This is a genomic window from Janthinobacterium sp. BCJ23, from assembly GCF_059617945.1.
This window is the reverse complement of sequence record NZ_JCAQAW010000002.1, coordinates 1,041,655-1,065,470: the sequence shown is the minus strand read 5'-3', so window position 1 is coordinate 1,065,470 and position 23,816 is coordinate 1,041,655. Positions and strand designations below refer to the sequence as shown.

Below are 23,816 nucleotides of genomic sequence, written 5' to 3'. Positions count from 1 at the left end.
CATGGCGCGCATCGAACTGGTCGACCTGGCCCACGCCTACAAACCGAACCCGACGGCCCCCGCCGACTATGCGCTGCGGCCCATGAGCATGGCGTGGCATGACGGCGGCGCCTATGCCTTGCTGGGGCCGTCCGGCTGCGGCAAGACGACTCTGCTCAACATTATCTCCGGCCTGGTCAAGCCGTCGCATGGCAAGGTGCTGTTCGATGGCAAGGACGTCACGCAACTGCCGACCGAGGCGCGCAATATCGCGCAAGTGTTCCAGTTTCCCGTCATCTACGACACCATGACCGTGCACGACAACCTGGCGTTTCCGCTGCGTAATCGCGGCTGGAAAGAGATCGAGGTGAAAAAGCGCGTGCAGCAGGTGGCGCAGATGCTGGAATTGACGGGCGACTTGAAATTGCGCGCCAGCGGCTTGTCCGTGGATGCCAAGCAAAAGATTTCGCTGGGACGCGGTCTCGTGCGCCCCGATGTGGCGGCCGTGCTGTTCGACGAACCGCTGACGGTGATCGACCCGCATCTGAAATGGCTGTTGCGCCGCAAACTCAAGGAAATCCACCACGAACTGAAATTGTCCCTGATCTATGTCACGCACGACCAGGTGGAAGCGCTGACCTTTGCCGACCAGGTGGTCGTCATGACGCAGGGCGAAGTGGTGCAGACGGGCAGCGCGCAAGCGCTGTTCGAGGAGCCCGAGCACACGTTTGTCGGCTATTTCATCGGCAACCCGGGCATGAACTTGCTCGATTGCACCCTGGACGACGGCGGTGTGCGCGTGGCGGGACAACTGCTGGCCGTGTCCGCTGCCGCCCGTGCGGCGCTGTCTGGCGCGCAAGGGAAAATCACGGTGGGCGTGCGGCCGGAATTTGTCGAATGCGTGAAAGCGGGCGAGGGTGGCGACCATTGCCTGGACGCCACGGTCACGGCCGTGCGCAATATGGGCACGCATTACCTGGCGGAATTTCAGCTGGGCGGCGCGACGGTGGCGGCCAAGCTGCGCGCCATCGATGCCGTCGCCGGGAATGCTGTGCGGCTGCGCTTTCCGCCGCAACGCACCCTTTACTATGTCAACGATAAGCGGGTGGCCTGATGATACATAACGGTAAAACCGATAACAACCGCCGCGCCTGGCTATTGATCTTGCCCGTGCTGCTGTGCGTGGCCTTTTCCGCCATCCTGCCCCTGATGACGGTGGTCAATTATTCCGTGCAGGATATCCTGAGCCCCACGCAAAAGGTGTTCGTGGGTACGGAGTGGTTTCGCATGGTCATGCTGGACGGCGACTTGCACAGCGCCTTGCTGCGCCAGTTGCTGTTTTCCGGCTCCGTGCTGGCCATCCAGATTCCGCTGGGCATCTTGATCGCCCTGTGCATGCCGGCCGATGGCTGGAAGGCGTCCCTCGCCTTGGTGCTGATCGCGCTGCCCCTCTTGATACCGTGGAACGTGGTGGGCACCATCTGGCAAATCTTTGGCCGCGGCGACATCGGCCTGATGGGCTATACCCTGAATCAATTGGGATTTGACTACAACTACAACGGCAATTCGCTCGACGCGTGGCTGACGGTGATGGTGATGGATATCTGGCACTGGACGCCGCTCGTCGTGCTGCTGTGCTATGCGGGCTTGCGCGCCATTCCCGACGCGTATTACCAGGCGGCGCGCATCGACGGCGCCTCGCGCCTGGCCGTGTTCCGCTACATCCAGCTGCCGAAACTGCGCAATGTGCTGATGATCGCCGTCTTGCTGCGCTTCATGGACAGTTTCATGATCTACACGGAACCGTTCGTGCTGACGGGCGGCGGACCGGGCAATGCCACCACGTTCCTGTCGCAGTACCTGACGCAAAAGGCCGTGGGCCAGTTCGACCTGGGGCCGGCGTCCGCGTTTTCCCTGATCTATTTCCTCATCATCCTGCTGTTCTGCTTTGTGCTGTACACGTGGATGCAGCGCGTTGGCACGGGAGACCAGAAATGATGCACAAGAAAATGAGCAGCACCATCCTCGTCGTCTTCCTGCTCGCGTCCCTGTTGCCCATCTACTGGATGCTCAACATGTCGCTCAAGACCAACGAGGAAATCGTCGGCGTGCTGAGCCTGTGGCCCCAGCAATTGACGTTCGCCAACTACCACACGATTTTTACCGACCGGTCCTGGTACAGCGGCTACATCAATTCCATGATCTACGTGGCCTTGAACATGGTGATGTCGGTCACGGTCGCCCTGCCGGCCGCGTATGCTTTCTCGCGCTACAACTTTGTCGGCGATAAGCACCTGTTCTTCTGGCTGCTGACCAACCGCATGACGCCGCCCGCCGTCTTCCTCGTGCCGTTCTTCCAGCTGTATTCGACGGTCGGCCTGATGGATACGCACCTGGCCGTGGCGCTGGCGCACATGGTCTTCAACGTGCCGCTGGCCGTGTGGATACTGGAAGGCTTCATGTCCGGCGTGCCGAAGGAAATCGACGAAACGGCGTATATCGACGGCTACAGCTTCCCGCGCTTCTTCATCCGCATCTTCTTGCCGATGATCAAGTCGGGCGTGGGCGTGACGGCCTTCTTCTGCTTCATGTTCAGCTGGGTGGAACTGTTGCTGGCGCGCACCCTGACGTCCGTCAATGCCAAGCCGATTGCCGCCACCATGACGCGCACCGTGTCGGCGGCCGGCATGGACTGGGGCGTGCTGGCGGCGGCCGGTGTGCTGACCATCGTGCCCGGCGCGCTGGTGATCTGGTTCGTGCGGCATTACATTGCCAAGGGTTTCGCGATGGGGAGGGTGTGACATGGAAAATACCGATAGCACGGCCAGCCTGTTCGGCTGGATGGCGTGGACGCCGGAAGTGGCCATCTTCTTTATTTGCATCGGCTTGATGCTGGCCGGCATGACGGTGTGGCAAATCCGCTCGCCCAGCATCGAGCGCAAGGGTTTCCTGCCCATGCCGACCACGCGCGGCGACCGTTTGTTCATCGGCTTGCTCACGGCGGCCTATGTGAATCTGGCGTGGGCGGGGTTTACGGAAATGCAGCAGGCGATTGGTGCTGCCATCAGTTTTGTGTTGTTGTTGATTGTCATGCGTTGGGGATAACCGGCTTGCCGGTGTTGATGGATGCCGTACCGCCAGCAGGCGGCCGGTAAAAACTATAAAAGGAGATTCACGATGAAATTGAAGTTCACGGTCTTCGCGGCTGCGGCCATGCTCGTGTCGAATGCGGCCCTGGCCGACGCCAAGCAGGCGCAAACCTGGATCGACAAGGAATTCCAGCCATCCAGCCTGAGCAAGGAGCAGCAGCTTGCTGAAATGAAATGGTTCATCGATGCGGCGGCCAAGCTGAAAGCCAAGGGCATCAAGGAAATTTCCGTGGTCTCGGAAACCATCGACACCCACGTCTACGAATCGAAGACCCTGGCCAAGGCCTTCGAGGAAATCACGGGCATCAAGGTGCGCCACGACATCATCCAGGAAGGCGACGTGGTGGAAAAGCTGCAAACGTCGATGCAGTCCGGCAAGAGCATCTATGACGGCTGGATTTCCGATTCCGACCTGATCGGCACCCACTACCGCTATGGCGCCGTCGAGCCGCTGTCCGACTACATGGCCGCCAAGGGCAAGGAATTCACCAATCCCGGCCTGGATCTGAAAGATTTCATCGGCATCAGCTTTACCACGGCGCCGGACGGCAAGGTGTATCAGCTGCCTGATCAGCAGTTCGCCAACCTGTACTGGTTCCGCGCCGACTGGTTCGCGCGCAAGGATTTGCAAGCCAAGTTCAAGGCCAAGTATGGTTACGAGCTGGGCGTGCCGCAAAACTGGTCCGCCTATGAAGACATCGCCGATTTCTTCACGAATGATGTGAAGGAACTGGACGGCAAGAAAGTCTATGGCCACATGGATTATGGCAAGAAAGATCCGTCGCTGGGCTGGCGCTTCACCGATGCGTGGCTGTCGATGGCTGGCGCGGCCGACAAGGGCATTCCGAACGGCATGCCTGTCGATGAGTGGGGCATCAAGGTCGCGGCTGACAAGTGCACGCCCGTTGGCGCGTCCATGTCGCGCGGCGGCGCCACCAATTCGCCGGCGGCCGTCTTTGCGCTGACGAAATACATCGACTGGATGAAGAAATACGCGCCGCCGCAGGCGAACGGCATGAATTTCTCGGAATCGGGCCCCGTGCCGGCGCAGGGCGAAATCGCCCAGCAAATCTTCTGGTACACGGCGTTTACGGCCGGCATGACGAAACCGGGCTTGCCAGTGGTCAACAAGGATGGCACGCCGAAATGGCGCATGGCGCCGTCGCCGCACGGCCCGTACTGGAAAGAGGGCATGCAGAACGGCTACCAGGACGTGGGTTCCTGGTTCCTGTTCAAGTCCACGCCGGATGACCGCAAGGCCGCCGCCTGGCTGTACGCGCAATTCGTCACGTCGAAAACCGTGTCGCTGAAGAAATCGATCGTCGGCCTGACGTTTATCCGCGATTCCGACATCCGCCACGATTACTTCACGAAACACGCGAACGAATACGGCGGCTTGATCGAGTTCTACCGCAGCCCCGCTCGCGTGGCGTGGACGCCGACCGGCAACAACGTGCCCGACTATCCGAAGCTGGCGCAGCTGTGGTGGAAGAACGTGGCCACGGCGATCACAGCGGAAAAAACGCCGCAAGCGGCCATGGATAACCTGGCCGAGGAAATGGACCAGGTCATGGCGCGTTTGCAGCGTGCCGGCATGAAGGCCTGCGCGCCCAAGCTTAATCCCAAGGTCGATCCGAACCAGTATCTGTCGGACCAGCACGCTCCATGGAAAAAGCTGGCGAATGAAAAGCCGAAGGGTGAAACGATAGCCTACGACAAGCTGCTGCAAGCCTGGAAAGAAGGCAAGGTAAGGTAAACTGCCGCCGCAGTGCTGAGGGCACGGAGCTTGATGGCTCCGTGCCTGTTTTTACCCGTTTTTCGCACCACCAGACAATGACCAAATACATACTTGCTTTAGATCAGGGCACCACCAGTTCGCGCGCCATCCTGTTCGACCATGCGGGACGGCCGCACGCCAGCGCGCAGCGCGAGTTTCGCCAGATTTTCCCCCAGCCGGGCTGGGTCGAGCATGACGCGAACGAAATCTGGGCCTCGCAAGAGGGCGTGCTGCACCAAGTGCTGCGCGACAGCGGCGTGGCCGCGTCCGACGTGGCCGCCATCGGCGTCACCAACCAGCGCGAAACGACGGTGCTGTGGGACCGCGCCACGGGTGAACCCGTCGCCAACGCCATCGTCTGGCAAGACCGCAGAAACGCGGCCTATTGCGAGCAACTGGTCGAGCAGGGCAAGGCGGACGTGATCCAGCAAAAGACGGGGCTCGTGCTGGACGCCTATTTTTCCGCCACCAAACTTAAATGGCTGCTCGACAACGTTCCCGGCGCCCGTGCGCGCGCCGAACGGGGCGAGTTGGCCTTCGGCACCATCGACAGCTGGCTGATCTACAAGATGAGCGGCGCCCATTTGACGGACACGAGCAACGCGTCGCGCACCATGCTGTTCAACATTCATACTTTGCAATGGGACACGGATTTGCTGGCGCTGCTGGACATTCCCGCCTCCCTGCTGCCCGACGTCGCGCCCTCGAGCGGCGTGGCCGCGCACACGCATGCGGCACTGCTGGGCATCTCCGTACCGATCGCCGGCATCGCGGGGGACCAGCAGGCGGCGACGTTCGGCCAGGCGTGCCTGAAGCCGGGCATGGCCAAGAATACCTACGGCACGGGCTGCTTCATGCTGATGAACGTGGGCAAGCGCCCCTTGCCATCGAAAAACCGTCTGTTGACCACGGTGGGCTGGAGCCTGGGCGCGGGCAGCGACAAGACAGATTATTTGCTCGAAGGCAGCGCCTTCATCGCGGGCGCGGCCGTGCAATGGATGCGCGACGGCATCGGCATCATCCGCGACTCGTCCGAAGTGGAAGCGCTGGCCACCAGCGTGCCCGATTCGGGCGGCCTCGTCTTCGTGCCCGCATTCGCTGGCCTCGGCGCGCCATACTGGGACCCGTATGCGCGCGGCACCCTGATCGGCATCACGCGCGGCACGGGCAAGGCCCACATCGCGCGCGCGGCATTGGAGGGCGTGGCGTACCAGAACGTCGACGTCCTGTCCGCCATGCAGGACGACGCGGGCATCGCGCTTTCCGAATTGCGCGTCGACGGCGGCGCGGCCCGCAACGACATGCTGATGCAGTTCCAGGCCGACATATTAAATGTGCCCGTGGTGCGCCCCGTGGTAACGGAAACGACAGCCTTGGGCGCCGCCTACCTGGCGGGCCTGGCCGTGGGTTTCTGGGAATCGCAGGAAGAAATCGCCGCCCAGTGGCAGGTGGGACGCCGTTTCGAGCCGAAGATGGCGGCCGATGAACGCTTGAGCCGGCTGTACAAGTGGCAGCGCGCCGTGGAAAGGTCGCGCGACTGGAGCGAGTAAATGTATTGGCTCAGTGCAGCGCAAAATACACGGCGTAACCTACCGTTTCGCGCGGCACCGAGTACACGTCGCGCAGCTCGAAATAGGGCGCGTGCACGTTGCCGCTGACGGTGATGCCGCTGCGCTCCAGCGCCAGCCGGAAGCGGGGCACGTGAAAGTATTGCGTGGCCACCATGGCCGTGTGCCAGCCGTGCTGGCGCATCAGGGCCGCCGCGTTGCGGGCCGTGGCGTCCGTCGTCCAGCCTTGATTATCTTCGATGATGGCGCTGGCCGGCACGCCGCGCGATTGCAGGTAGCGGGCCATAGCTGCGGCCTCGTCAAAACCTTCCTTGCCCGTCGCCCCGCTGACGAGGATGCGCGGCGCCCTGTGTTCCTGAAATTGCTTGAGCGCGACGTCGAGTCGCGCCTGCAGCCGGGGGCTGGGCGTGCCGTCTGACAGGATCGTATTGCCCGGCACGACGATCACGTCGGCAGGGGCCAGTTTGTCGTTGAGTCCCGCCAGCACCAGGGCGGCGGTGGCCAGGAGGAAAACAGCAAGAGCACTCAAGCTCAGGAGTATGATTTTTCGCATCGTTGATGGTGAAACTTGTCGTGGACGCATCATACGCGCCCACTCCTGCATGTGTCAGTTCTGCAGGCGCGGTGAACGGCCAAGTAAAGTTGCAACTTAGTTCAGCGGGACAATCCTGGCATGCACATCGGCGTGCTCGCGCAACAGGTACAGTAAGGCTGATCCGTCTATCAGTTCGATCGGCTTATCAGATGAAAAAACATAGGCATCGGGTCCATAGCGGCTGGTCGTAACCAATATGCCTTTGTTCGCACCTTCATTCAGCATGGTTCCGTACAAATCGCGAACGGCGCTCACGCCAACCGCATCCTTATATCGTTTGGCCTGGATGACCACCTTGCCACCCAACACAGGACGGATATCAAATGCCACGGCGTCTACACCACCGTCGCGCGAACCGCGGGTGAGCTTGGTTTCGAGTCCCATTTTGCTGAACAAATTGGCGACCAGGTCTTCAAATTGCGATGGGCTTAGTTCGAGCAAGTTGGAGCGGTTTTCCAACTCGTTCAAGGAATTGCCCTGCACAATGAAGCGCTTGTCGACCATGTTGAATTCGATGATAGGTTTGACCGCGAGCAGTTCCTCGGGACGGGGTGAAACATGGGCGCCCAAGGTGCGCAAGCATGCAACGGGATCCGCCCGCTGCAAATTTATGGCAAGAAACGTGTCACGCGCCGTACGCACTGAAATAACGGGCACGCGGATGTCATGGCCCGTTGCGGGGTCATGGGTATTAATGATTCCCGTAAAGGCGAGTACTTTGATTGCCGATGCCTGATCCGCCTCAAACAGTTCATGCATGGTGCGCAGGGCGATTTCAGCGATCAGCTGCCGGTAAATATCCTGAATTTCCGATGGCTTGCGGATCTTTGATTCGATGCTGTCCTTACTTTTGACGTAGCGAAATTCGCTTGTCGTCGGCACGATGGAAATCAAGGGCAACTCATATTCGACAGCCAGTGTGCCATTCAAACCGTCATAGGCGACGCGAAATTCCTGGGGAAAGTCGTTCAGTGGGTATTCTGATCTGGATAGCACCATGTCGCAATAGGTGACCACGGCATCGCAGTCGTGCGAGAAATATTCCGCCTTGAACTGATCAATTGCACTGTTCCTTTCGGCTTGGCCAGCATGGAAGGCCGCTTTTCGCGCATCGTATTCGCGACGTTCTTGATCTTTGAAAAATTGTTTGGCGATTTCCTGGATACTGAAAGCGATTAACTGCCGGTGATAGTTTTCTGTTGAATTTTTTATTTTAAGTTCATGACGTTTTGCTACATGGGGCATGAATGCTGACCATGAAGGAGGCGGGTGGTGCAGAACTTCCTCCGGAGCGGAGGTGCTGAATAAACGGGGGGATATTTCAAACGGGGCGAATTTTTCTGTTGGCCGAAGACTGTCGAAACTGATCGTATCGTCGACATCAAGGGTGTGGGCCAGCACGCCGCGCAAACCAGCGAGGCAATCCTCAATCTCTTCATTCTTGTCTGCGACCTCCTGTTGCCTCAAATCCAGATAGTCGATCTTTGCCTGCTTTTCTGCCGCCTTTGTATCGCGCATCGATTGCGCAGCAGCCATGCGTTCGTTGCGTTCATGAACCCGCCGTATCGTGGCTGCGCCTCGTGCTTGTCTTGCTTGCTCTCTCTCGGCAGCTGCGATAGCTCTGCTCGTGGCACGGATGAAACCTTCCAATCCAGAGCGTCGGCCCATGTCATATCCCTAGTTCATTGTGGTAATAATAGAATACCGCAAGAAAGTTTTTATCTGGACAATAAATTGATATTCCCAAGTGATCATTGCATTTTTACCATATGCCCAGGAGCCCGCGAGGTTAACTAGGTGTATCTGCATTCAAAATGGATGAAGCGATTGCACCCAAAGATCTTGGCCTGCGATCAGGAATGACCTCCGGATGGATATCCTCATCGGCCGCGATGACATCCGTGGCCCGTTCCAGCTCAATAGCCTGAACCGTCCCACCGTGGTGATCAACCGCCGCAGCGGCGTGATCACGGTCGACGGCGTGATCAAGTTCAGCGGGCGCTGCGACGCCGATGACGGGCACCGGCGCTTTTAGTTACCGCGTCAGACGGACGCAGCCTTGCGCGCGCGCTGGTTCGACAGATAAATATTGTCGATTTCCAGCGGCTTGCCTTCGCTTACGGCCTTGAGCCAGTCCTGCGTGCTGGCGACGGCGGCGAAATTCGAGTGGAACACGGCGCTGAAGACGCGGTGGATTTCCTCGGCGCTGGCCGTGCCGCCCGCATTGGCGTAGGGCAGGGTACCGGTGGCGTCCTGCAGGAATTCCACCTGCAAGCCATCGTGCGCGGCCTGGTAGATGGTGGCCGCGTCGCAGTTGTGCGTCATGTAGCCGATGACGCTCAGGGTGTCGATGCCGTGACTATCGAGCCAGGCGCGCAAGTCCGTGCCCGCAAAGGCGCTGCCCATGGTCTTGTTGATGCGGTGGTCTGCGGCAAAGGCGGCCACTTGCGGATGCAGCTGCCAGCCGTCGCTGCCCTTGGCGAAAATGGGCGAGGCTTCCGGCGCGTCGTGCTGGACGACGATCACGGGTACGCCGGCGGCGCGCGCGGCGGCCATGGCCTGGACGATGTTGGGCAGGGAAATGTCGACGGACGGATATTCGATGGGCATGTCGCCCGTGAAGTATTCATTTTGTACGTCGATGACGAGCAGGGCGCGGCGTGGGGTGCTGGACATGGGTTCTCCTTGAGCGGTTGAAAGAGGAGACAGTTCCTCGATACAGCCATTTTCAAGCTGCGGGGCGTAAATAAAAAGTGGCCCGAAGGCCTATCTAAGATAAAATCGGGCCATGACTACTTCTCTTGCCTTTGCCGCTCCGTTGACGGTGGCCGTGATCGCCTTCGACGGCATGACGCCGTTTCACCTGTCCGTGCCTTGCCTCGTGTTTGGCGCCCAGACCGACGAGGCCGATCTGCCGCCTTTCCACGTGCGCGTGTGCGCCGCCGATCCCACACCGTTGCGCACGGCGGCCGGTTTCGGCATCACGCCCGAGTTCGGCCTGGAAGGACTGGACGGGGCTGATATCGTCATCATGCCGGCCTGGCACGACGATTGCCGCGATGCGGCCGCGCCCCTGGTCGCGGCGCTGCAGGCGGCCAGCCGGCGCGGCGCGCGCATGGTGGGCCTGTGCCTGGGCGCGTTTCCCCTGGCGCAGGCGGGCTTGTTGGACGGAAAGAGCGCGGCCACGCACTGGGGCATGGCGGACCGGCTGGCGGCCCGCTATCCCAAGGTCAAGGTGGACCGGGAAGTGCTGTACGTGGACGATGGCGCCGTGCTGACGTCGGCCGGCGTGGCGGCCGGCCTCGATTGCTGCCTGTATTTGCTGCGCCAGCTGGCGGGCGCCGAAGTGGCGAACCGGGTGGCGCGCCGCCTGCTCGTGGCGCCGCACCGCCAGGGCGGGCAGGCGCAATTCATCGAGCGTCCGCTGCCCGTGTCCGGCAGCGAAGGGCGCTTTGCCGACGTGCTCGCTGGCGTGACGGCGAGCCTGGGCCAGGCGCACAGCATCGATGCGCTGGCCGAACAGGCTGCCATGAGCCGGCGCAATTTCACGCGCCATTTCCGCCAGGCCATGGGCACATCGTTCAAGCAGTGGCTGCTGAACCAGCGCCTGGCGCATGCGCAAGGCTTGCTGGAAAAGAGCGCGGCCTCGATCGACATCGTCGCGCAAGAGGCCGGCTTCGGCACGGCCCTGTCGCTGCGCCAGCATTTCCGCGCGAACTTGCAGACGTCGCCTTCGGCGTATCGCAAGCTGTTCCGGCAGCAGCTAGGCCAGGTCGCCTGACCATAGCATGGCGGGGTCCCGGCTGCCGTGCGGCAGCATCGCGCTGACGGCGATTTGCCGCGCGATGAAGGCGGCTGGATCGAAGGCGTAGCGTTCCTGGAACGAGACGGTTTCCGCGCTCATCAGTTCGGCATACGTTTGCATCAATGTCGAGGCGCGTATCGGGTCGCCCTGGGCCAGGTAGTCGTCGATGGCGGCCAGCAGCACGCGATAATCCCCATTTTCCTTGCTGCCGCCAAAGTGGAACGACAACTGCCCGCAGGCGCGCCAGATGGGGTCAAGCTCCCCCTCCGGCACCGGCTGCGTGCGCAGCCATTGCAAGGCTTTCAGGGGCGGGCCGCCGAATGACGGGGGCGAGATGATGGCCTGGATGGCCACTTTGACGGCATCAGCGGTTCTTCCCGCGCGCACGTACTGGCCGTGCAGCAGTATCAGGGCGTCCGTATATTCGGGAACGATGGCCAGCGCCGCTTCCAGCAAGGCGATGGCCGCCTCCGGCTTGCGCTGCGCGATCTGTTCCTTGGCTTCCAGGAAAACGGCGCGCGGCGAAGCGGGGTCGTCGGCCAGTGATGGCGTGCCGACATACTCATCCTCCGCTGCTGCGTAGGCTTGCAGAAACGCCGTCAGGCTGGAAAAGTGCGGCTGGATGCGCCACTCGTCGTGCCACGTTTCGACGACGATGGGTTCGCTCGCTTCGCGGCCGATGGGCCAGTACAGGCCGAACGTGTCGCCATTGCCCAGTGCACTTTCTGCAAACGGGGTGAAACCGAGCGGTGGATACGCAGTCGTGTGTTGCCAGTCTTGTTCCGCCGAGATGTGGGCGAGGCTTGCGGGTAATTGCATGGAAGCACCGGAGGAGAAAACGCCAGTGTAGGGCAAGAGGACGCGGCGGGCGCGCGCATCTGCGCATCAGCAAGCGATCACTGAGCTGATAAAATGGAGACTTCTTCGCCCAGGCGGTCTCGCCATGTCCAGTCCATCACATTCTGCCATCGGCCTCAGCTTTCGCAGCTATGCGCACATCGGCGCTCCGGACCGCCACGATTTCGTGCAGCTGGTGCTGCCCATCAGCGGACAGCTATTGCTGGAAATTGATGGCAGGCAGGGGAAAGTCGATACGCAGCAGGGCGTCGTAATTCCGGCGCACGCCTGGCATGTCCAGCATAGCCAGGTGGCCAATCATTCCATCATTGTCGACGTGGACGCGGCCGCCGTGGCGCACAGCGGCTGGCAACGCCTGCTGGACGGTCCCTACACGGCGATCGGGCCGGGCGCCCGCAAGCTGATGGATTACCTGGGCGTCATGGCGCAGCAGCGGGCGCTGACGCCGGCCATCGTCACGGGCTGGACGCCGCTGTTGCTCGATACCTTGTTGCTGGGAGAGCCGCAGCCCCGTTCGCGCCTGGGCGCACTGCTTGCCCGTGTGCAAGCCGAGCCGGGCTTGCCGTGGTCGACGGCGTCGATGGCGCACTTTGCGAATCTCAGCGTCAGCCGCCTGCACGCGCTGTTTCGTGAAGAAATGGATGCCAGCCCGCATGCCTGGCTGTTGCAGCAGCGCTTAGGACGCGCCTGCGACTTGCTTGCCGCCGGCGATGCCAGCCTCGCCGAGATCGCGCTGGCGGCCGGCTTTTCCGAACAGAGCGCATTGACGCGCGCCATGCGCGACAGCATGGATGTCACGCCAGCGGCCTATCGGCGCGCATGTCGCGATAAATGGGAGAAACGGTCAACAAGGCAGTAGCTGGCGCCAAGAATCGACGCGGCAGACTTGCCACAATCTCCTTTTCAGGAGATTGACCATGCATCAAGAAAACAAGAGCCGGCTGGGCATGCTGGCTGGCATCGCCGCAGGCGCGCTATGGGGGCTGGTATTCCTGGCGCCGGCGCTGATCCCCGCTTTCCAGCCGCTGGAACTGTCCGTGGGCCGCTACCTGGCGTATGGCCTGATCGCGGCCGTGCTCGTTGCACCGTCGTGGCGGCGCCTGCTGCGCGCCTTGAGCTGGCGTGAATGGCGCGGGCTCGTCTGGCTCAGCCTGACAGGCAATATCGTGTATTACGTGCTGCTGGCCAGCGCCGTGCAGACTGGCGGCGTGGCGATGACGTCGATGGTGATCGGCTTGCTGCCGCTGGTCGTCACGCTCGTGGGCAGCCGCGACCGGCATGCCGTGCCGCTGCGGCGCCTGATCCCTTCCTTGCTGCTGAGCGCGGGCGGGCTGGTCTGCATCAGCTGGCAGTCGCTGGCCAGCCCCCGTCATGCGTCCCTGCTGGGGCTGCTGTGTGCGCTGGCGGCGCTGCTGTCGTGGACGGTGTATGCGGTCGGCAACAGCCGCTGGCTGGGGCGGCTGCACTCGGTTTCGGCGCAGGAGTGGAATTTGCTCACGGGCGTGGTGACGGGCGCTGCCGCGCTGCTGCTGGCCATTCCCGTCGCGCTTGCCGCACCTGCCGCGCATGGCGGCACGGCCTGGCTGCAGTTTGCGGGTGTCGTCATGGGTGTCGCGCTGCTGTGTTCCGTCGTCGGCAATGGCTTGTGGAACCATGCCAGCCGCGTGCTGCCGCTCACCCTGATGGGACAGATGATCGTCTTTGAATTCCTGTTTGCCTTGCTGTACGGCTACTTGTGGGAGCAGCGCTGGCCTACGCTGGCCGAGGCAGCTGCCACCATGCTGTTGCTGGCAGGCGTGGCGGCATGCGCCGCGGCGCACAGGCCGCCTACTTGCGCGGCTCGTGTATCCGGAATTTCCTGACGATACCTGCTTGGTCGAACATGACGGCCACTTCGCGCGTGCCTTTTTCGCCGAGCAGTGGGATCAGCCGCGTCACCTTGGGCGCTTGCAGCTGGTTCTTGTAGACCCAGACTTCATAGCCGGGATCGAAGCTGACGACGGTGGCGTTGCCCAGGGCCGCGTCGAGGTCGAGGCGGGTGGTCTTGCCGACCTTGATGTTTTGATAGATGGCGCCATTGTCCGGCGCGCGGTTGACCTTGTATTCACTGGCGGTGCACATGGCCACGGCCAGGCCCGCGAGGCAGGAAGCTGCCAGTTTGATCAATGTGTTCATAGGGACTCCCAGTGTGCATCACTGCTTCCAATCTCAGAGGGGACGGGCGTGATGTCAGGAGAGGAGTGTGCTTGCGAACCAGGTAAAGTGCTACAAAATTATACAAAGGTGCAAAAAACGATGCCTTTGGTTCCGGCAGACGGTACTTTTATCGGCTCTGCAATACGTCGGTCGACAGCGCCAGGGTTTCCTTGATTTCTTCCATCACCACATAGCTTTTCGATTGCGCGGCGCCGGGCAGCTGCAGCAGCATGTCGCCCAGCAGCTTGCGGTATTCGGCCATTTCATGGATGCGCGCCTTGATCAGGTAATCGAAGTCGCCCGACACCAGGTGGCATTCCTGCACCTCGGGAATTTGCAGCACTTCGCGGCGGAATTGCTCGAAGGCGGACGCGGATTTTTGATTGAGCGTAATCTCTACAAAGACGAGCAGCTTGGCGCCCAGCGCGGCCGGGTTCACCTTGGCATGGTAGCCCGTGATGACGCCGTCGCGCTCCATGCGCTTGACCCGCTCGATGCAGGGCGTGATGGACAGTCCCACCTGTTCACCGAGGTCTTTCATCGAGATGCGGCCATCCTGTTGCAGGATGCGCAGGATGTGGCGGTCCAGCTTGTCGAGGCCACGTGCCGATTCTTTAAGGATTCTCATGATTTATTGCTGAATATCTCGATTTATACGTGAACAAATACTGGCTCTTTCCCAATATGATAGCGGTTAATCTGGCGTCAGCCTAAAAAAATATAATGAGGAAACTATGCGTATCGTGATTCTGGGTAGCGGCGTCATCGGCGTCACCAGTGCTTACTATCTGGCCAAGGCAGGACATGAGGTGACCGTCATCGACCGCCAGCCGGGCCCGGCACTGGAAACCAGCTTCGCGAATGCGGGGCAAATCTCGCCCGGCTACGCTTCGCCATGGGCTGCGCCCGGCATTCCCCTGAAAGCCGTGAAGTGGATGATGCAGCGCCACGCGCCCCTGGCCATCTCGCTCGACGGCAGCGCCGCTCAGCTGAAATGGATGTGGCAGATGTTGCGTAATTGCACACCGGAAGCGTATGCCGTGAACAAGGAACGCATGGTGCGCCTGGCCGAATACAGCCGCGACTGCTTCAAGGTGCTGCGCGCCGAGGCGGGCATCACCTATGAAGGCCGCCAGCAAGGCACGATGCAATTGTTCCGCACCGAAAAGCAATACAACGATGCGGCCAAGGATATCGAAGTGTTGAAAGACGCTGGCGTGCCGTACGAAGTACTGCAGCGCAACGAACTGTCGCGCGCCGAACCGGCCCTGGAAGCCGTCAAGGATAAGCTGTTCGGCGGCTTGCGCCTGCCCAACGATGAAACGGGCGATTGCCAGCTGTTTACCACGCGCCTGTCCGAGATGGCTGTGGCACTGGGCGTGAAGTTCCGCTATGGCGTATCGATCGACGCGCTGCTGACGCAGGGTGATGAAATCGCCGGCGTGCAGTGCGGCGCGGAAATCGTCAAGGCCGATTCCTATGTGGTGGCCCTCGGTTCCTATTCGACGGGCTTCATGAAGCCGCTGCTCGATATTCCCGTGTATCCATTGAAAGGCTATTCGATCACCGTGCCGATCGTCAACGCGGCCAAGGCGCCCGTGTCGACCATCCTCGATGAAACCTACAAGATTGCCGTGACCCGTTTCGATGACCGCATCCGCGTGGGCGGCATGGCGGAAATCGCCGGCTACAACCTGAACCTGAACCCGCGCCGCCGCGAAACCCTGGAAATGGTCGTCAACGACCTGTTCCCTGGCGGCGGCAACACGGCGGAAGCCACGTTCTGGACGGGCTTGCGTCCGATGACGCCGGACGGCACGCCGATCGTCGGCCGTACGCCGCTGCGCAACCTGTTCCTCAACACGGGCCACGGCACCTTGGGCTGGACCATGTCCTGCGGTTCGGCACAGTTGCTGGCCGACCTGATGTCGTCGAAGAAGCCGGCCATCCTGGCCGACGACCTGTCCGTCAGCCGCTACAGCGGCGCGCAGGGACATGGCAAACTGCAGCACGCGGCGGCCTGAGATGGGGGCCAGCATGCCTCCGAAGGAACGTAGCGGCGCCATCCTGACGGTGGACCTGGACGCCGTGCGCGCCAACTACCGCTTGCTGCGCGACAAGGCGCACCCGGCCGCCTGCTCGGCCGTCGTCAAGTCCGACGCGTATGGCCTGGGCGCCGCGCAAGTGGGCGCGGCCCTGTATGAAGAAGGCTGCCGCCATTTCTTCGTGGCGCACCTGGAAGAGGGCATCAGCCTGCGCCCGCACGTGGCGCCCGACGCGGACATCTTCGTGCTGCACGGTCCGCCCGTCGGCACGGAAGGCGAATTCACGGCCCATGGCCTGATTCCCGTGCTCAACAGCGAGCCGCAGGTGGCTGGCTGGCGCGCGCATGCGAAGGCGCTGGGCAAAACCTTGGAAGCGAATGTGCAGGTCGACACGGGCATGTCGCGCATGGGTTTGTCGCCGCAGGAAATCGACGCCTGGCTGCTGGACCCGCACTTTCTCGACGGCATCAAAGTGCGCTACCTCATGAGTCACCTGGCTTGCGCCGACGAGCGCAGCAACCCGATGAATGGCGAGCAGCTGGCACGTTTCACGGCCATCCGCGCCCGTTTGCCGCAATACCGCGCCAGCCTGGCCAATTCCTCGGGCATCTTTTTGTCGCCCGACTATCACTTCGACCTGGTGCGCCCCGGTGCCGCCCTGTACGGCATCGGGCCGCAGGGCGGCGAGCCGAATCCCCTGCGCTCCGTGGTGCGCCTGCAAGGCAAGGTTTTGCAGACGCGCACGATTGCCGCCGGCGACCACGTGGGCTATAGCCGCCGCTATACGGCCAGCGAGCCGCGCCAGGTGGCCACTGTTTCCGTCGGTTACGCCGATGGCTGGCTGCGCAGCATGAGCAACCAGGGCCTGGCCATCGTCGACGGGGTGAAAGTGCCGCAAATCGGCGCCATCTCGATGGATTCCATCACCTTGGACGTGAGCGCCATCGCCGAAGAACGCGTCGCGCCGGGCAGCCTGGTCGACCTGATCTGCGCCGAACACCCGGTTGACGCCGTGGCGGCCATGGCCAATACCATCGGCTACGAGGTATTGACGAACCTGGGCGGGCGCTATTACCGCGAATACCAGGGATTGGCTGGCGCACGCTAAACAGCGCGAAACCCATGATTGTGTGGCAAGATAGCCCCGGTGTGAACTCCACTCCGGGGCTTCTTTTTAACCATCATCGGGGATATATATGAGCCAATATAACGTTGCTATCATCGTCGGCAGCCTGCGCAAGGATTCCTTCAATCGCAAGCTGGCCGACGCCATCGTCAAGCTGGCGCCGCCCGAATTTTCCTTCAAGCACATCGAAATTGGCGACTTGCCGCTGTATAACCAGGATGACGATGGTGCGCAGGCCGAGCAGGTGCTGCGCCTCAAATCCGACATTTCCGCCTCGCAAGCCTTGCTCTTCCTCACTCCCGAATACAACCGCTCGATTCCCGGCGTGCTGAAAAATGCGCTCGACCACGGTTCGCGTCCGTATGGCCAGAGCGTGTGGGGCGGCAAGCCGGGTGCCGTGCTCGGCGTGTCCGTCGGTGCCACCGGCACGGCCCTGGCGCAGCAGCATTTGCGCAATGTGCTGTCCTACCTGGACGTGCCGCTGCTGGGACAGCCCGAGATGTTTATCCAGGCCAAGGATGGCCTGTTTGACGAGCATGGCGGCATCGGTCCGGCCAGCCTCGGTTTCTTCCAGGGCTGGATGCAGCGCTACGTGGACTGGGTCCGCAAGCACGCTATCCACGCTTGATGCAGATCAAAGCGGCAGCGTTCTGCGTTGCCGCTTGTACATTTTCTTTGACCATGGATGCCAACATTTCAATATTGGCACGGGCGTCTCGGTATAATGCGCTCTTTCTTTAGCGCAATACTTTCCAATTTCTTGCCGACCCCATGTGGACTAAACCTGTTCTGCGCATGAATCTGCGCCGTTTGATCGTGCTCGTGGCCTTTATCAGCGCCCTGGTGTCCCTGGCCAATACGTTTTATGCCAGCTACAGCGTGCAGCGCCAGCTGCTGATCGATACGACCCTGGAAGCGAACCACGCGTATGCGAGCAAGCTGGCCAGCACGGCCGAGGATTTCCTGCAGTCGGCGCGCCAGCAACTGGCCTACAGCGCCGGCAGCCTGCCATCGCGCATGGGCGACGATGCCTGGCTGACGGACGAGGCGCAGCGCCTGCGTTTGCAAACGAACAGCTTCAATTCCGTGCTCATCGTCAATGCGGACGGCAAGGTGCTGGGCGTGTCGCCGGAAACGCTGGCCCTGAAAAACCGCACGCTCGACTCCGTCGGCGCCGTGCAGGCGCTGCGCGAACGGCGCCCGCTGGTAACGCAGCCCTACGTCTCCTCGGCCGGCAACCTGGTGGTCTTCATTTCGCATCCCATCATTGGCAAGGATGGCCGCTACCTCGGTTATGTGGGCGGCAGCATCTACCTGAAACAGAAAAACATCCTGTACACCATGCTGGGCCAGCATTACTACCGCGACGGTTCCTACCTGTACGTGGTCGATCAGAACCGGCGCCTGCTGTACCACCCGGACCCCGAGCGCCTGGGCGACCTGGCCGGCAAGAATGACGTCATCGACACCATCGTCGCGCAGCAGGGCGGCGGCAACCGGCGCATGAGCAACAGCCTGGGCGTGGACATGCTGGCCGGCTACGCCGTCATGCCGTCGACGGGCTGGGGCATCGTGGCGCAGCGTCCCACGGCCATGACCCTGGCCCCGCTGAACCAGCTGATGGCCAACACGATATGGCATTCGCTGCCGATCGCCTTGCTGAGCCTGCCATTCATCTGGTGGCTGGCCAGCCTGATTTCACGCCCCCTGATGCAGCTGGCCGACGGCGCGCGGCGCATGGATGCGCCCGGCACGGCCGAGCACATCGCCGGCATCCGTGCCTGGTATGTGGAGGCGGCGCAAATCAAGAAAGCCCTGCTGAAGGGCTTGGCGTTGTTGCAGAACAAGATCGGCAAGTTGAAGACCGACGTGCAGACAGACCCGCTGACGGGCCTGTCGAACCGGCGCGGCATGGCGGCGGCGCTCGACGTCTGGCAGGCGCAGGCGCGGCCGTTTTCCGTCATCGCCATCGACATCGACCATTTCAAGCAAGTCAACGACCAGTGGGGCCATGCCGTGGGCGACGACGTCATCCTGCGCCTGGCGCAGCTGATGCGCGCCTGTTCGCGCGATGCCGACGTGCTGTGCCGTACTGGCGGCGATGAATTCATCATGCTGCTGCCCGACGCCGACCTCGACGCGGCCCTGCAGGTGGCCGAGCGTTTGCGCGCCAGGGTGGCCGCCGCCGTGATTCCCGGCGCGGGCGCCATCACGGTCTCGCTGGGCGTCGTGTCGTCGGAACAGGAAGCGGGCAAGGTGGGCGGTGCGGACGCCGTGCTGCTGGCTGCCGATGCCGCGCTGTACGTGGCCAAGGAAAACGGACGCAATTGCGTGGGCATCACGGAGCCTGCCTGATAAACTGATCCGCTATTTTCTGTTGCATCTGAGCCTGTCCGCTTTGCCCGCCAGCGCTTACCATGTGACCCTGATCAGCTACAACGAGGACAACGGGCATGGCAGGGATGGATATTGATGACGTTTGAGCAAGCACTTGGCATCCGCTGCGAAGTCGCTGGACAGCCGCACCCGCTGGCCTATCTGGGCTGCCGCGGACTCAACTATGGCCAGCACAGTGTGCTGCCGCTGCACCCGTTCCGCCTGAGCGTGCCGGAAGCGGCGCTGGCGGATTTGCTCGACGAGCCGTTCAACAGTTTTATCCAGACTTGCCGCGAGGATGACCTGCAGGACGAGGAAAGCGACTTGCCCGCGCTCAAGGAAGCGGGCTATCCCGACATCACGGCCATGCTGGCAGGCCACCGGCAGCTGCTGGCCGAAATGCTGTACGACTTCATGATCAGCGATTTAATGGACGCGATCGGGCGAGCCAGCGGCTACCGGAGCCAGGTTCCACGCTACTGGGGCGATGTGGAGGCGGCGGACAACCGCGCGTATTTCATCGTCAATGAAGTGGAGACAGTCTCTTTTGCCGATGGTCAGGTCATATTCGAAGGGCAGGGCTACTACGGTGTGTACGTGATCTGGCTGACGCACGGCTACGTCCGTAAATAGGGGCTTGACCTTCCTCATGTGGGAAGGTTTATAGTTGTGCCATGAACCGTGCCTTTTTCCGCTTTCTCGCCCGCTCGCTGCTCTGGTTGCTGGCCGTCACGCTGCCCTTGCAGGGCTTTGCGTCGGCCATGCGCAGCTGCTGCGTGGATGAGCTGGCGGTCGCTGTCACGGTCACTGCTGCCGCAATGGAGGCGCCCCCGTGCCACGACATGGCGGATATGCAGATGCAGGACCAGCCGATGAAAATGGCCATGGACGCTGGCGGCGCCACGCACCACGGTCACGATTGCAGCAACCATGGCGCTTGTACCGTGGGCGCCACGGCGCCGCCCGGCATGCCTGCCTTGCACGCCTTGACCCTGCGCGCGCCGACTCCGGCGCTGGCGCCCGATTCCCTGTTCGCCGGGCATATTCCGCCTGGTCCCGAACGCCCCCCGAGAAGCACGCGCTCCGCCTGACCGCCCGTTGAACCTGGCGGTGCCGCCGTCGCACGTCCCAGCATCCTGAGCCTTGCACCGGCCGCGCCAGCGTTCCAGTCGCGCGCCCGCCGCGCCATACCCTGTCATTCAAGGAATACCATGAAACACCTGTTCAGCTTCGCGCTGGCTGTGCTGCCGCTGGCTGCCGCAGCGCAGTCCCAGCCCGCCCCGCAAGAGGCGCAAGCATCCGTGCCGGCCACCACCTACCGCTCCGCCTTCGCCGGCTACCGTTCCGCCGCCGAGGACGAGGCCACGCCCGACCAGACCTGGCGCGCCGTCAACGACAAAGTCGGCAAGGCCGGCGGCCATATGGGCATGATGAAAATGGATGGCCACAAGATGGATGGCCACAAAATGGAAGGGCACAAGATGGAAGGGCACAAGATGCCGATGGCCCAGCCCAACCCCAACCCCAGCTCCAAGCCGGATGCCAAGCCCGCCCCGCAACATCAGCACCACCAGCATGAAGGACACTGACATGACGCGTTTCAAGAACCCGTATGGCCTCACGCCGCTGGCCCTGGCGGCCGTCCTGCTGCTCAGCGGCTGCGCCAGCTTCAGCCAGGATGGCGGCATGCAGACGGTCTCCGCGCTGGCCGACGCCCGCACGGGCGCCCCGGCGGCGCTGGCGGACAAGGGCGGCGAGGACAAGCTGACGCAATTGCTGGCCCAGCCCCTGGACGCCGACAGCGCCGTGCGCATCGCCCTGATGAACAACCACGGCATGAAGGTGGCGCTGGCCGAGCTGGGCGCGTCCGAATCGGACCTCGTGCAAGCGGGGCGCTTGCGCAATCCCGGCCTGTCGTTCGGCCGCTCGCACGGCAGCCACGGCAATGAAATCGACCGCGGCGTCAGCTTCGACCTGGCCGGCCTGCTGACGATGCCGATGCGCGTGAACATCGAGCGGGGGCGTTTCGAGCAAGCCAAGCTGCAGGCCGCCAGCAGCGCCGTGCAACTGGCATCCGACACGCGCCGCGCCTACTTCAACGCCGTGGCCGCCGTACAGACGGAAGCGTTCATGCAGCGCGCGCTGCTGTCGGCCGAGGCTGGCGCCGAACTGGCCACGCGCTTGCAGCAGGCGGGCAACTGGAGCCGCCTCGACCAGGCGCGCCAGCAAGTGTTTTACGCGGACGCCGCCGGCGACCTGGCCCGCGCCCGCCACCAGGCATTGGTGACGCGCGAGCACCTGACGCGCTTGCTGGGCCTGTGGGGCAAGCAGACCAGCTTTACTTTACCGTCGCGCTTGCCCGACTTGCCGGCCCAGGCGGCGGACGCGGGCAATATCGAGGCGCAGGCGATGGAGCAGCGCCTCGACGTGCAAAGAGCGAAACTCGACGCGCATGCGACGGCCGATGCGCTGGGCTTGTCCAAGGTGACGGGCTTCATCAATGTGCTCGACGTGGGCTACACCAACAAGAGCAGCAGCGAGGCGCCGCGCGAAAACGGCTATGAAGTGTCGCTGGAATTGCCGCTGTTCGACTGGGGTTCGGCGCGCAATGCGAAGGCGCAAGCGCTGTACGAGCAGTCGCTGCAGCGCACGGCGGGCACGGCTGTCAAAGCCCGCTCGGAAGTGCGCGAAGCGTATTCGAGCTACCGCACGGCCTACGACCTGGCGCGCCATTACCGCGATGAAGTCGTGCCGCTGCGCAAGACGATCTCGCACGAAGTGCTGCTGCGCTACAACGGCATGCTGGCCAGCGTCTTCGAGCTGCTGGCCGACGCGCGTGAGCAGGTCGCCAGCGTGAACAGCGCCATCGAGACCCAGCGCGATTTCTGGATCGCGCAAACCGAATTGCAGTCAGCCATCAATGGCAGCGGCCCAGCCAACAAGGAATAATGATGATTACACGTAGAAACTTTTTCATGAATGCGGGCGCCGTCGCCCTCAGTGCCGCGGCCGTCAGCAGAGTCGGTGCGGCATCGTTGCCGGAAGCCGTCAGCATGGCCGGCGCGGATACCAAGGCGCCGCCACCGCCGCCGAACGGGCGTCCGTACAACCCCGTCGTCACCCTCAACGGCTGGTCCTTGCCCTGGCGCATGAACAACAACGTCAAGGAATTCCATCTGGTGGCCGAACCCGTCGTGCGCGAACTGGCGCCCGGCATGCAAGCGAACCTGTGGGGCTATAACGGCCAGTCGCCAGGGCCGACGATTGAAGTGGTGGAGGGCGACCGCGTGCGCATCTTTGTCACGAATAAATTGCCGGAACACACGAGCGTGCACTGGCATGGCCAGCGTTTGCCGAACGGCATGGATGGCGTCACGGGCCTGACCCAGCCGGGCATCGCCCCCGGCAAAACCTTCGTCTATGAATTCGTTGCCAAGCGGCCCGGCACCTTTATGTATCACCCGCATGCCGATGAAATGACGCAGATGGCCATGGGCATGATGGGTTTCTGGGTGACGCATCCGAAAGACCCGAACTTCATGAAGGTGGACCGCGATTTCGTCTTCTTGCTCAGCAACTACGACATCGATCCCGGCAGCTACACGCCGAAGATCATGACCATGACGGATTTCAATTTGTTCACCTTCAACAGCCGCGTCTTCCCCGGCATTGACCCGATGGTCGTGCGCCAGGGCGACAAGGTGCGCGTGCGCGTGGGCAATCTCACCATGACGAACCACCCGATCCACATGCATGGCCACGAATTCGAGGTGACGGGCACGGATGGCGGCTGGACGCGCCCCGAATCGCGCTGGCCCGAAGTGACGACCGATATTGCCGTGGGCCAGATGCGGGCCGTGGAGTTTACCGCCACGGACCTCGGCGACTGGGCTTTCCACTGCCACAAATCGCACCACACGATGAATGCCATGGGACATGACGTGCCCACCATGATCGGCGTCGACCACCAGGGCGTGGCGGCGAAGATCAGCCAGCTCGTGCCCGGCTACATGGTGATGGGCGAACGGGGCATGGCCGACATGGGTGAAATGCAGATGCCGATTCCCGACAATACCCTGCCGATGATGGCCGGAGACGGCCCCTTCGGCGCCATCGGCATGGGCGGCATGTTTACCACGGTCAAGGTGCGCAAGGACCAGAAACCGGGCGACTACCGCGACCCGGGCTGGTACAAGCATCCGGCCGGCAGCGTGGCCCATGAATGGACGGGCGCCTTGCCGGCACCGGTGCGCGGCCAGGGCGCGGGCAAGCCGGTGACAAAAAGCGGCGTGGAGATGACGGTCCGCAAACCGGGTGGGCACAGCGGGCATTGACGCGCCCC

25 protein-coding genes are annotated in these 23,816 nt (G+C 62.3%); 19 read left to right on the top strand and 6 right to left on the bottom strand.

Translation table 11 applies throughout. From position 1 onward, the window contains the following. Position 1: 1 nt before the first annotated feature. From AC54AG_RS10845 to glpK, 6 genes are all read left to right on the top strand, one after another. Complete coding sequence (locus AC54AG_RS10845; RefSeq protein ID WP_496630300.1) at positions 2–1,093, top strand: ABC transporter ATP-binding protein; 1,092 nt, start codon at positions 2–4, stop codon at positions 1,091–1,093. Then, a complete protein-coding gene (locus tag AC54AG_RS10840) occupies positions 1,093–1,977 on the top strand; it encodes a carbohydrate ABC transporter permease (protein WP_034754965.1) in 885 nt (294 codons plus the stop codon). The genes AC54AG_RS10845 and AC54AG_RS10840 overlap by 1 nt, the downstream gene beginning before the upstream one ends. Beyond that, on the top strand, positions 1,974–2,780 hold the full coding sequence (locus AC54AG_RS10835; protein WP_034754968.1) for a carbohydrate ABC transporter permease: 807 nt from the start codon (positions 1,974–1,976) through the stop codon (positions 2,778–2,780). The genes AC54AG_RS10840 and AC54AG_RS10835 overlap by 4 nt, the downstream gene beginning before the upstream one ends. A 28-nt stretch (positions 2,781–2,808) precedes the next feature. After that, complete coding sequence (locus tag AC54AG_RS10830; protein WP_034755012.1) at positions 2,809–3,084, top strand: DUF2160 domain-containing protein; 276 nt, start codon at positions 2,809–2,811, stop codon at positions 3,082–3,084. A gap of 72 nt (positions 3,085–3,156) precedes the next feature. Beyond that, on the top strand, positions 3,157–4,884 hold the full coding sequence (locus AC54AG_RS10825) for an ABC transporter substrate-binding protein (protein WP_034754970.1): 1,728 nt from the start codon (positions 3,157–3,159) through the stop codon (positions 4,882–4,884). A 77-nt stretch (positions 4,885–4,961) separates the two neighbouring features. Then, complete coding sequence (glpK, locus tag AC54AG_RS10820; RefSeq protein WP_496630299.1) at positions 4,962–6,455, top strand: glycerol kinase GlpK; 1,494 nt, start codon at positions 4,962–4,964, stop codon at positions 6,453–6,455. A gap of 10 nt (positions 6,456–6,465) precedes the next feature. Here glpK and AC54AG_RS10815 read toward each other — a convergent pair whose 3' ends face one another. Both AC54AG_RS10815 and AC54AG_RS10810 read right to left on the bottom strand, forming a co-directional pair. Next, positions 6,466–7,002: a YdcF family protein gene (locus AC54AG_RS10815; RefSeq protein ID WP_254671506.1), complete on the bottom strand. Its 537-nt coding sequence runs from the start codon at positions 7,000–7,002 to the stop codon at positions 6,466–6,468. 120 nt (positions 7,003–7,122) lie between these two features. After that, the gene (locus AC54AG_RS10810; protein WP_070302010.1) at positions 7,123–8,736 is read right to left on the bottom strand and encodes a restriction endonuclease; all 1,614 of its coding nucleotides are present in this window, start codon (positions 8,734–8,736) and stop codon (positions 7,123–7,125) included. A 202-nt stretch (positions 8,737–8,938) separates the two neighbouring features. On the opposite strand from AC54AG_RS10810, the gene AC54AG_RS10805 reads away from it, so the two are divergent. After that, a complete protein-coding gene (locus AC54AG_RS10805) occupies positions 8,939–9,103 on the top strand; it encodes a hypothetical protein (RefSeq protein ID WP_161781513.1) in 165 nt (54 codons plus the stop codon). Between the two features lie 8 nt (positions 9,104–9,111). On the opposite strand, the gene AC54AG_RS10800 is transcribed toward AC54AG_RS10805, so the two are convergent. Next, positions 9,112–9,744 (bottom strand): cysteine hydrolase family protein, encoded by a 633-nt coding sequence (locus AC54AG_RS10800; RefSeq protein WP_034754976.1) that lies wholly within the window; start codon positions 9,742–9,744, stop codon positions 9,112–9,114. A 142-nt stretch (positions 9,745–9,886) separates the two neighbouring features. Here AC54AG_RS10800 and AC54AG_RS10795 point away from each other — a divergent pair, with 142 nt between their 5' ends. Continuing rightward, the gene (locus tag AC54AG_RS10795) at positions 9,887–10,849 is read left to right on the top strand and encodes a GlxA family transcriptional regulator (RefSeq protein WP_419177886.1); all 963 of its coding nucleotides are present in this window, start codon (positions 9,887–9,889) and stop codon (positions 10,847–10,849) included. Here the strand turns inward: AC54AG_RS10795 and AC54AG_RS10790 are convergent. Continuing rightward, positions 10,832–11,692, bottom strand: a complete 861-nt coding sequence (locus AC54AG_RS10790; protein ID WP_072452985.1) for a tetratricopeptide repeat protein — start codon at positions 11,690–11,692, stop codon at positions 10,832–10,834. The two genes, AC54AG_RS10795 and AC54AG_RS10790, sit on opposite strands and share 18 nt — an antisense overlap. Before the next feature lie 124 nt (positions 11,693–11,816). Between AC54AG_RS10790 and AC54AG_RS10785 the strand changes: the two genes are divergently transcribed. Continuing rightward, positions 11,817–12,590: a helix-turn-helix transcriptional regulator gene (locus AC54AG_RS10785; protein WP_072452987.1), complete on the top strand. Its 774-nt coding sequence runs from the start codon at positions 11,817–11,819 to the stop codon at positions 12,588–12,590. A 58-nt stretch (positions 12,591–12,648) separates the two neighbouring features. Beyond that, positions 12,649–13,593 (top strand): DMT family transporter, encoded by a 945-nt coding sequence (locus AC54AG_RS10780; RefSeq protein ID WP_072452989.1) that lies wholly within the window; start codon positions 12,649–12,651, stop codon positions 13,591–13,593. Here AC54AG_RS10780 and AC54AG_RS10775 read toward each other — a convergent pair. Continuing rightward, positions 13,559–13,906: a hypothetical protein gene (locus tag AC54AG_RS10775; RefSeq protein WP_034754978.1), complete on the bottom strand. Its 348-nt coding sequence runs from the start codon at positions 13,904–13,906 to the stop codon at positions 13,559–13,561. The genes AC54AG_RS10780 and AC54AG_RS10775 overlap by 35 nt on opposite strands. Before the next feature lie 148 nt (positions 13,907–14,054). Further along, a complete protein-coding gene (locus tag AC54AG_RS10770) occupies positions 14,055–14,555 on the bottom strand; it encodes an Lrp/AsnC ligand binding domain-containing protein (protein WP_034754979.1) in 501 nt (166 codons plus the stop codon). A 106-nt stretch (positions 14,556–14,661) separates the two neighbouring features. Between AC54AG_RS10770 and AC54AG_RS10765 the strand changes: the two genes are divergently transcribed. From AC54AG_RS10765 to AC54AG_RS10725, 9 genes are all read left to right on the top strand, one after another. Further along, entirely contained in the window at positions 14,662–15,951 is a 1,290-nt protein-coding gene (locus AC54AG_RS10765; RefSeq protein ID WP_034754980.1) for a D-amino acid dehydrogenase, read from the top strand. Between the two features lie 13 nt (positions 15,952–15,964). After that, the gene (gene alr, locus AC54AG_RS10760; RefSeq protein WP_331776117.1) at positions 15,965–17,080 is read left to right on the top strand and encodes an alanine racemase; all 1,116 of its coding nucleotides are present in this window, start codon (positions 15,965–15,967) and stop codon (positions 17,078–17,080) included. An 88-nt stretch (positions 17,081–17,168) separates the two neighbouring features. Continuing rightward, positions 17,169–17,726: an NADPH-dependent FMN reductase gene (locus AC54AG_RS10755; RefSeq protein ID WP_034754982.1), complete on the top strand. Its 558-nt coding sequence runs from the start codon at positions 17,169–17,171 to the stop codon at positions 17,724–17,726. A 143-nt stretch (positions 17,727–17,869) separates the two neighbouring features. Then, positions 17,870–19,453 carry a sensor domain-containing diguanylate cyclase gene (locus AC54AG_RS10750; RefSeq protein WP_496630298.1) on the top strand — a complete coding sequence of 528 codons (1,584 nt, stop codon included), beginning with the start codon at positions 17,870–17,872 and terminating at the stop codon, positions 19,451–19,453. A gap of 117 nt (positions 19,454–19,570) precedes the next feature. Next, on the top strand, positions 19,571–20,107 hold the full coding sequence (locus AC54AG_RS10745; RefSeq protein WP_496630297.1) for a hypothetical protein: 537 nt from the start codon (positions 19,571–19,573) through the stop codon (positions 20,105–20,107). 41 nt (positions 20,108–20,148) lie between these two features. Further along, positions 20,149–20,565 carry a hypothetical protein gene (locus AC54AG_RS10740; protein WP_496630296.1) on the top strand — a complete coding sequence of 139 codons (417 nt, stop codon included), beginning with the start codon at positions 20,149–20,151 and terminating at the stop codon, positions 20,563–20,565. Between the two features lie 120 nt (positions 20,566–20,685). Beyond that, positions 20,686–21,063, top strand: coding sequence for a hypothetical protein (locus tag AC54AG_RS10735; protein WP_496630295.1), 378 nt, complete (start codon positions 20,686–20,688; stop codon positions 21,061–21,063). 1 nt (position 21,064) lies between these two features. Continuing rightward, positions 21,065–22,423, top strand: a complete 1,359-nt coding sequence (locus AC54AG_RS10730; protein ID WP_496630294.1) for a TolC family protein — start codon at positions 21,065–21,067, stop codon at positions 22,421–22,423. 2 nt (positions 22,424–22,425) lie between these two features. Then, the gene (locus AC54AG_RS10725; RefSeq protein WP_496630293.1) at positions 22,426–23,808 is read left to right on the top strand and encodes a multicopper oxidase family protein; all 1,383 of its coding nucleotides are present in this window, start codon (positions 22,426–22,428) and stop codon (positions 23,806–23,808) included. Positions 23,809–23,816: the final 8 nt, after the last annotated feature.